Annotated in this window: 9 protein-coding genes and 1 pseudogene; 5 read left to right on the top strand and 5 right to left on the bottom strand. The window is 57.4% G+C overall.

All coding sequences use genetic code 11. The annotated features are described in order from the left end of the window. Together ALB80_RS22415 and ALB80_RS13960 are read right to left on the bottom strand one after the other, a co-directional pair. Window positions 1–199: pseudogene (locus ALB80_RS22415) on the bottom strand (hypothetical protein); the annotation flags it as partial. A 54-nt stretch (window positions 200–253) separates the two neighbouring features. Next, window positions 254–967 (bottom strand): uroporphyrinogen-III synthase, encoded by a 714-nt coding sequence (locus ALB80_RS13960; protein WP_050604686.1) that lies wholly within the window; start codon window positions 965–967, stop codon window positions 254–256. Window positions 968–1,066: 99 nt separating this feature from the next. Here ALB80_RS13960 and tsaD point away from each other — a divergent pair, with 99 nt between their 5' ends. From tsaD to ALB80_RS13935, 5 genes are all read left to right on the top strand, one after another. Further along, window positions 1,067–2,164, top strand: a complete 1,098-nt coding sequence (tsaD, locus tag ALB80_RS13955) for a tRNA (adenosine(37)-N6)-threonylcarbamoyltransferase complex transferase subunit TsaD (RefSeq protein WP_050604704.1) — start codon at window positions 1,067–1,069, stop codon at window positions 2,162–2,164. Beyond that, the gene (locus ALB80_RS13950) at window positions 2,161–3,123 is read left to right on the top strand and encodes an NAD(P)H-dependent glycerol-3-phosphate dehydrogenase (protein ID WP_050604685.1); all 963 of its coding nucleotides are present in this window, start codon (window positions 2,161–2,163) and stop codon (window positions 3,121–3,123) included. Before tsaD ends, ALB80_RS13950 begins: the two co-directional genes overlap by 4 nt. Window position 3,124: 1 nt before the next feature. Then, window positions 3,125–3,394 (top strand): YciI family protein, encoded by a 270-nt coding sequence (locus ALB80_RS13945; RefSeq protein ID WP_050604684.1) that lies wholly within the window; start codon window positions 3,125–3,127, stop codon window positions 3,392–3,394. Beyond that, a complete protein-coding gene (locus ALB80_RS13940) occupies window positions 3,394–3,816 on the top strand; it encodes an EVE domain-containing protein (RefSeq protein ID WP_050604683.1) in 423 nt (140 codons plus the stop codon). Before ALB80_RS13945 ends, ALB80_RS13940 begins: the two co-directional genes overlap by 1 nt. Before the next feature lie 159 nt (window positions 3,817–3,975). Continuing rightward, window positions 3,976–5,151, top strand: coding sequence for a hypothetical protein (locus ALB80_RS13935; protein WP_050604682.1), 1,176 nt, complete (start codon window positions 3,976–3,978; stop codon window positions 5,149–5,151). Window positions 5,152–5,370: 219 nt separating this feature from the next. On the opposite strand, the gene ALB80_RS13930 is transcribed toward ALB80_RS13935, so the two are convergent. From ALB80_RS13930 to ahcY, 3 genes are all read right to left on the bottom strand, one after another. After that, window positions 5,371–5,712, bottom strand: a complete 342-nt coding sequence (locus tag ALB80_RS13930; RefSeq protein WP_050604681.1) for a DUF2853 family protein — start codon at window positions 5,710–5,712, stop codon at window positions 5,371–5,373. Between the two features lie 140 nt (window positions 5,713–5,852). After that, window positions 5,853–6,602: an extensin family protein gene (locus ALB80_RS13925; RefSeq protein ID WP_050604680.1), complete on the bottom strand. Its 750-nt coding sequence runs from the start codon at window positions 6,600–6,602 to the stop codon at window positions 5,853–5,855. 13 nt (window positions 6,603–6,615) lie between these two features. Next, entirely contained in the window at window positions 6,616–8,004 is a 1,389-nt protein-coding gene (gene ahcY / locus ALB80_RS13920) for an adenosylhomocysteinase (protein ID WP_050604703.1), read from the bottom strand. Window positions 8,005–8,084 lie beyond the last annotated feature (80 nt).

Here is an 8,084-nt window from a genome sequence, read left to right as displayed (position 1 = left end):
CGGCTTCGGCTTCGGCTTCGGCTTCGGCTTCGGCTTCGGCTTCGGCTTCGGCTTCGGCTTCGGCTTCGGCTTCGGAAAGGTCCTCCGCTACAGGTTCACTTTGGTCAACAGGTGTATCGTCCTGCTGCAATTCGGATTCAGCAACGTCCGCCTTGGGGTCTTCCACCGGCTTTTCATCGGATTTCTTCTTACCAGCCACCGCAATATTCCCCTTATCGAATCCAAATTCAGATGAATAACAGCCCAGGTTAAGTTAATCGGGGACCTCGCCGCCCTCAACCCGCAACACATGTTTCACAAGCTTTTTAACAGCCTTACGCATTTTCTTGGGTGTCGGCTCTTTTGCGATCTTCAGGCGCGCATAGTCCAAGGAATAAAGGGGTTCAGCCGTCGCCTGACTGATAGCAGCCAACCAAAGCGGTGCTGAGCCCGACCAGATATCGGCAAAATGTCGCGCCGTTCGCGGTGAAAAAAGCGGGGCGATTACCGGCAAATTTCCGTTTGCGGCTTGGGTCACCTCGGATGTTAGCGGCAACAGAAGCTGTTGATAAACCGGCTGTTCGCGTACCGTCAGGCCGGATTCGGTCAGGCGACCAGCGATGTTGCCCCGCGTATGTTCACCCCGCAAATGCAACAAAGGGCTTTGGGGCCGATGCTTAAGCAGATGCGCTACAAGCTCTTCGGCTGTGGTCCCTGCCATCTCAGCCTGCCAGCCATATCCTTTGGCCGTCCCGGTCGTCGCCGGGCCGACACAATAAGCAGGCAAAGTGCGGTCGATACCCTTTGAAGCCGCCGCGTTCACCGCATTGGCCGAGGTGAAAATCAAACCCTGCACCCTGTCTGTATCAACCGCAGCAGGCAGTGGCCGGATTTCGAGTATCGGGGAATAGATGACCTGAACCCGGGATCTGAGGCGGGTTGGCAACTGCGTGACGAACCGTTTTGAGGCTGCACGCGGGCGGGTCATCAACAAATACAACGTTTGGCGCCTTGGCCCTTGAGGATTGTTTGCATCCGCGCAGGGTGATACCCCGCCGTTATTAACATGATGCAACGGATCAGGGTGATGGTGCAAACACTTACCGTGCTGGGATTGGAAAGCAGTTGTGATGACACGGCTGCTGCCGTTGTGCGCCAAACCGAAGGTGCGGGTGCTGAAATCCTGTCGTCGGTGGTGCATGGCCAAACCGATCTGCACAGCGCCTATGGTGGTGTTGTGCCCGAAATTGCCGCGCGGGCACACGCGGAAAAACTGGACACCTGCGTTATCCAAGCGCTGGAGGCCGCTCGCCTTGAACTGCGCGATATCGACGCCATTGCCGTCACCGCAGGTCCGGGACTGATCGGCGGTGTCCTGTCCGGCGTCATGTGTGCGAAAGGGCTGAGCGCGGCCACCGGATTGCCTCTGATCGGCGTCAATCACCTTGCAGGTCACGCGCTGACACCGCGCCTGACCGACGGGATCAGCTTTCCCTACCTGATGCTTCTGGTGTCGGGCGGCCACTGTCAGTACCTGATCGCCCACGGGCCAGAACGATTCACCCGCCTTGGTGGCACCATCGACGATGCACCCGGTGAAGCCTTCGACAAAACCGCGCGCCTGCTGGGCCTGCGGCAACCCGGCGGCCCGTCGGTTGAAGCCGAGGCCCGTGCAGGTGATCCCAAACGCTTTCGCTTTCCACGGCCGCTGCTGGACAGGCCCGGCTGCGATCTGTCCTTCTCGGGACTGAAAACAGCCTTGATGCGAATGCGCGATCAGATCGTTGCCGAAAAGGGCGGCCTAACCCGTCAGGACCGCGCGGATCTGTGTGCCGGGTTCCAACAGGCGATTGTGGACACTTTGGCCGAGAAAACCCGACGCGCAATTGATCTGTATCTGGACCTCAACCCCTCTGTTCCCGTCATCGCTGTTGCCGGAGGTGTCGCTGCAAATTCGGCTATTCGATCCGCATTAGAGACTGTTTGTGCTGAAAAAGGTACGCAGTTCACAGCTCCTCCGTTGCCACTGTGCACGGACAACGCCGCCATGATCGCCTATGCGGGGCTCGAGCGATTTCGCAACGGCTCTCGCGACGGCCTGGACCTGACCGCACGTCCCCGGTGGCCACTGGATCAGCGCAGCCCGGCAATGCTGGGCAGCGGCAAGAAAGGAGCCAAGGCATGAGCATTTCTGTCCTGGGTTCTGGCGCATTCGGAACCGCACTGGCGATCTCATTGGCTGGCAACGGGCCGGTAACACTGTGGGCGCGGGACGCGGATCAGGCGCGACAAATGCAAAAGACGCGAAGAAACGAGGCTCGCCTGCCCGGTGTAACCTTGCCGCCAAACATTACCGCAACAGCGGACACCCAAGAAGCGTGCACCGCAGATACGCTTCTTCTGGCTGTGCCCATGCAGAAACTACGGCAGGCTTTGACAGATCATGCTCCCTTGCTGGAGGGCAAAACACTGGTTGCCTGCTGCAAGGGGATCGAACTGACCTCGGGCCTCGGTCCGATTGCGGTGATTGAAAGCGTTGTGCCGACTGCCAATGTCGCGCTGCTGACAGGGCCCAGCTTTGCAGACGACATCGCACGCGGCCTGCCGACTGCACTGACTCTGGCCTGCGCAGATGCCCAGATCGGCAAGGCACTGCAAGCCGAGCTGACAACGACAAATCTCCGCCTCTATCGCACGACCGACACGGTTGGGGCCGAGTTGGGCGGGGCGTTGAAGAACGTCATGGCCATCGCATGTGGCGCTACGATGGGCGCCGGTTTGGGTGACAGTGCACGGGCGGCTTTGCTGACGCGCGGATTCGTCGAGATGCAGCGTTTCGCCGTGGCACGTGGTGCCCGCCCGGATACTCTGATGGGTCTTTCTGGGCTGGGCGATCTGGTGCTGACCTGCTCGTCCGATCTGTCCCGAAATTACCGGTTTGGCCGGAGTTTGGGTCTAAATCAGAGTTTTGACAGCCGGACGACGGTTGAAGGTGTCGCAACTGCCCGCGCCATGTCAGACATCGCCACCAAAGAAGGGTTGGACATGCCCATAAGTACGACAGTGGCGGACCTGAGCCGCGGTGCATACAGTGTGTCCGAGGCCATTCAAACCCTGCTCAATCGCCCCCTAAAGGAGGAATAACATGCTGATCGCTCTCATTGCCAAAGACAAACCCGGCGCCCTGCAAACCCGGCTGGACAACCGTACTGCCCATCTGGGCTATATCGAAGAAACCGGTATCGTGGCGCAGGCAGGTCCCCTGCTGGATGGCGATGCCATGATCGGTTCGTTGATCATACTGGACGTCGAAGATTCGGCCGCTGCACAAAAATGGGCCGACAACGACCCTTATGCCAAGGCGGGGTTGTTCCAGTCGGTTGAGTTGATTCCATGGAAGAAAGTGATCGGCTGATGGCGTATTGGCTGTTCAAATCAGAACCTTCAACCTGGAGCTGGGGTCAGCAAACCGCCAAAGGGGACGCAGGCGAAGAATGGGACGGCGTGCGCAACTACCAGGCGCGCAACTTCATGCGTCAGATGGCAGTAGGTGATTGGGGTTTCTTCTACCATTCGCAAAAAGACAAATCGGTGGTGGGCATCGTCGAGGTTTGCGCCGAAGCCCATCCTGACAGCACCACCGAAGATGAGCGATGGGAATGTGTGGATATCAAGGCGGTGCGGCCCTTTGCCAAACCGGTGACGTTGGACCAGATCAAAGCGGACGAGCGTCTGGCCGAGATGGTGTTGGTCAAGAACTCGCGCTTGTCGGTGCAGCCCGTGACTGAAGACGAATGGAAGGTGATTTGCGCCCTGGGCGACACGCAGCCTGATTGACCTGCGCAGCTGTGTCGGGCGTAAAACTTCTCAAACGTCTGGCAAAATGTTATATTTCCTTGGGCTTCGCCGAGTGGGGGCGTGTCATCTGCGGATAATTCAATCGCAGACGCTTGGTGGTGTTCGATTTAGATTCGGTTTCTTTGAAAGTGTAACCCCATGTCTGACGATGAAGGCGGCAATGGGATAATAGAAGACGCCATTGCTGCGACGCACTCGAAAACCTGGGAAACGCGCCTGAAAGAGGCGCGCGAAAAGCGTGCCGGTGTGCTTGCTGAAGCAAAGCCCGATGCGCGTGAACCACCGCGCTTGAAACCGGCTGAGATCGATCTGCTTCCTCCGGCAGACGAGGCAGAGATCGATGAGATCGTGTCTGAACGCGTGCGTTCGCTTAACTTGGATGAGCCACGCGGCAAACGAACCTCACGTTCCCGGGTCGTGGCTGTCGTGGCAGCTTTGTTTTGTGGGGCTTTCTTGCATTGGGTTGCAACACAGGTGTTCGCTACCTGGCAGGCCACATCCGAACCTTCCGTGGCACAAACGAAAGGCTCCGTCGGTCCAACCGAAACGAATGATGTTGTTTTGCCTGAAATTGCGTCCGCTGCCCTACTGCCAAAAGGCCCTACTGAATCTGAGCCGAAAGACCCGGCCCCAAAGACGCTGCTCGAGACAAAAACCAAGGCTCTTGCCGACGATACTGAAGATCCGCCAGATAAAGAGATTGCGATATCCTTCACCCCGCCCGTGGTATTCTTGCCGGTGTCTCTTGCACCGGTTTCAGAGGATTTTACCCCGCAAATTACGCAGGTGTCACTTTCAACCTCTGTTGCGCCACAGATTCTCAATCCCAACCACCTGAAAGAAAAAGATTTTTCAAACAAAACCCATGTGGTGTTCGACCCCCTGCCTCATGAAGTCACAGTGTCGGCAGCCCCACCTTATGCTGAAGTTAAGCCACTGATATCGCAGAAGTCTTTTATAGACTTGGATGTGTCCTTGTTCGTGCCAGGCAGGGTCTCGGAGGACGTTAGCAATCGGGTGCTTGAACTATTGACCCGTAGCCAAGCAAACGTGGTTGCGACGGCACGTGTAGGGTATCGGGTCAGAGAAACTCAGGTCCGCTTTTATCACCCCGATGACGCTGAGAATGCCAGCCTTGCGGCCCAAGCGCTTGGTGGTGTTGCGCGGGATTTCACAGCATCGGGCAGCAAAACCCGCCCGGGTCGGATCGAGGTGTACCTTGCTGGTTCAGGCGGAGGTGCAAACCGTACTGCGCAGCAACAGCCAACCGGCATTGAAACCTTCATAGAACGCCTGCTGAACGAGCTTAGATAACGAATGAGGGAAGACTCTGACGATGCAGAACCTTCCCTACCCCCGCGTGCTCCCTACTCACCACACGCGTATGGAAATGTCTGGTTCTGACCGTCCTGGTCACAGTTTGAACTTAGCCTGACCGCAGTCGGTGATTCAAACATCAAGTGCTTAAATTGCAATTCAAATACGAAGCGCCCGCCGTTGGATCGACGGGCGCTGCATAAATTCACCAAAAAATTAACCGTAGACGGCTTCTTTGCCGAAGTGCTTGGTCAGCATGTAATAGACCACAGCCCGGTATTTGTTACGTTCGGACATGCCATAGGTTTCCATGGCTTTGTTGATCCCCTCCATCAGTTCCGGACCATCGGTAAGGCCCAGCTTCTTGATCAGGAAGTTGTTCTTGACGGTTTCCAGTTCGGACTCCTGGCTGGCTGCAACAGTTGCCGCATCTGCGTCATAGATCGCCGGACCGCAACCGATCGTGACCTTGGTCAACAGGTCCACATCGGGGTCCATCCCACACTTGTCCTTCAGGTCTTCTGCATATTTGGCGATCAACTCGTCGCGCTTGCCCATGTCCCAATCTCCTTAATGCGTTAATCCGGTCCTTTTCACCGATGGCCGGAAGACTAGCCGCGCCCGAGTGTTTTCCAAAAGGAAAAAAAACTGCAATTCCTCCCCCCTAGTCAGAACCAGGCGGAAACGGGCGGATGGGTCTATCGGCAATACCCCCAACCGGGGCCTTGCAGGTGGAAGTGGTCGGCGTGCAAACGGTTGAAATCAGGGCCAAGTACCACACGAAACCAATCGCAGGCACCATACCAGATCTGTCGCAGAAACGCGGCCTCTGGGTCGTTGCCCTGCCAGTCAGCCAGCAAGGTAAGCGTCCGACCGTCAGTGGTATCCAGCCCAACGATATCAATCGAGTCTGCGCGGGCGTGGCTGCTCCACCCACTATTTTCGCCTTGCGCAGTGCGCATGCGACGACAATTGTAACTGCCAATGTGGCGTATTCGGGCAATTTCAGCCCCAAGATGATCCCGCGCGGCGGGTTGCACCACGTGGTTTTCCCACATGGCCAGACGCAAGGTGGTGGCGCAGCTAGTTTCAACAGGCTGCAAACGCGCCGTGACCAGTTGCGACAGCAAACCCCGCCCGCTGACGCCGCAGTTCTGATCAACGATCCGATCCTCCATCGCCGGGAATCGAACACCAGCCTCTGCCAAGGCAGCCCGGCACTGCCCCTCATCCGCCAGTGCGCGATTCAACTGCCATTTTGTGACCGGCGTCACCGGTGCGCTGATTTCCAGATCGCGCAAGGGATTCCAATGAATAGGCACTGGCGTCTTGGGATGTGCCAACAGCCACCATCCTCCTCCGCCCAGCAGGATCGCCACGACCGCCAGCCTGAAAATGAAAGACGCCGCCGAGTACAGAAATCGGCGGCGTCCAGAGGTCTGCGTCATCGTATTACAGCGCTTAGTAGCGGTAATGTTCCGGCTTGTACGGACCTTCCGGCTTCACACCGATATAAGCGGCCTGATCTGCATCCATCTGGGTCAGCTTTACGCCGATGCGATCCAGATGCAGGCGGGCCACTTTTTCATCCAGATGCTTGGGCAGGATGTAGACGTCGTTTTCGTACTGATCACCCTTGGTGAACAGCTCGATTTGCGCCAGAACCTGGTTGGTGAACGAAGCCGACATCACGAACGAGGGGTGCCCGGTGGCGTTGCCGAGGTTCAGCAGACGGCCTTCGGACAGCAGGATGATGCGGTTGCCCGAGGGCAGTTCGATCATGTCCACCTGTTCCTTGATGTTGGTCCATTTGTGGTTCTTCAGGCTGGCGACCTGGATTTCATTGTCAAAGTGACCAATGTTGCCGACGATGGCCATGTCCTTCATCGCACGCATATGCTCGATGCGGATCACGTCCTTGTTGCCGGTGGTGGTGATGAAGATGTCGGCGCTGTCGATTTCATCTTCCAGCAGGGTCACTTCAAACCCGTCCATCGCGGCTTGCAGCGCGCAGATCGGGTCAACTTCGGTGACTTTCACACGGGCACCCGCGCCGCGCAGCGAAGCGGCCGAACCTTTGCCCACATCGCCGTAACCGCAAACCACGGCAACCTTACCGGCCATCATGGTGTCGGTGGCGCGGCGGATACCATCGACCAGCGATTCCTTACAACCGTATTTGTTGTCGAATTTCGACTTGGTGACGCTGTCGTTCACGTTGATCGCCGGGAAGGGCAGTTGACCGTCCTTAACCAGCTGATACAGGCGGTTCACGCCAGTAGTTGTTTCCTCGGACACGCCCTGAATCTGGTCACGCATCTTGGTGAACCAGCCCGGAGACGCGGCCATACGCTTGGCGATCTGCTTTTTGATCACCTCTTCTTCTTCCGACCCGGGTACAGGGATAATGTCTTCGCCCGCTTCCGCGCGGGCACCCAGCAGGATGTACAGCGTCGCGTCGCCGCCATCATCCAGGATCATGTTTGGCCCGTCTGCGAACAGGAAGGATTTGTCCAGATAATCCCAATGCTCTTCCAGCGTCTGGCCTTTGATGGCGAAGACAGGAATGCCAGCCTCGGCAATTGCTGCCGCCGCGTGGTCCTGGGTCGAGAAGATGTTGCACGATGCCCAGCGCACATCCGCGCCCAGCGCAACCAGCGTTTCGATCAGAACAGCTGTCTGGATTGTCATGTGCAGCGATCCAACGATGCGCGCACCAGACAAAGGCTTGCTTTCGCCGTATTCCGCACGCAGGGACATCAGGCCCGGCATTTCGGTTTCAGCAATATCCAATTCCTTGCGACCGAACCCGGCCAGTGAAATGTCCTTAACGATATAGTCCCCGGCCATCAGGCGCTCCATTTTTCCGGTTAAACTCAGTCCCGGCTGCCCCTAGCATTCCTTGGGGCAGGTGGCAATGTCGATGACTT

Source organism: Ruegeria sp. 6PALISEP08 (assembly GCF_001238295.1).
Classification (GTDB): domain Bacteria; phylum Pseudomonadota; class Alphaproteobacteria; order Rhodobacterales; family Rhodobacteraceae; genus Ruegeria.
This window is presented reverse-complemented; position numbering and strand designations above follow the sequence as displayed.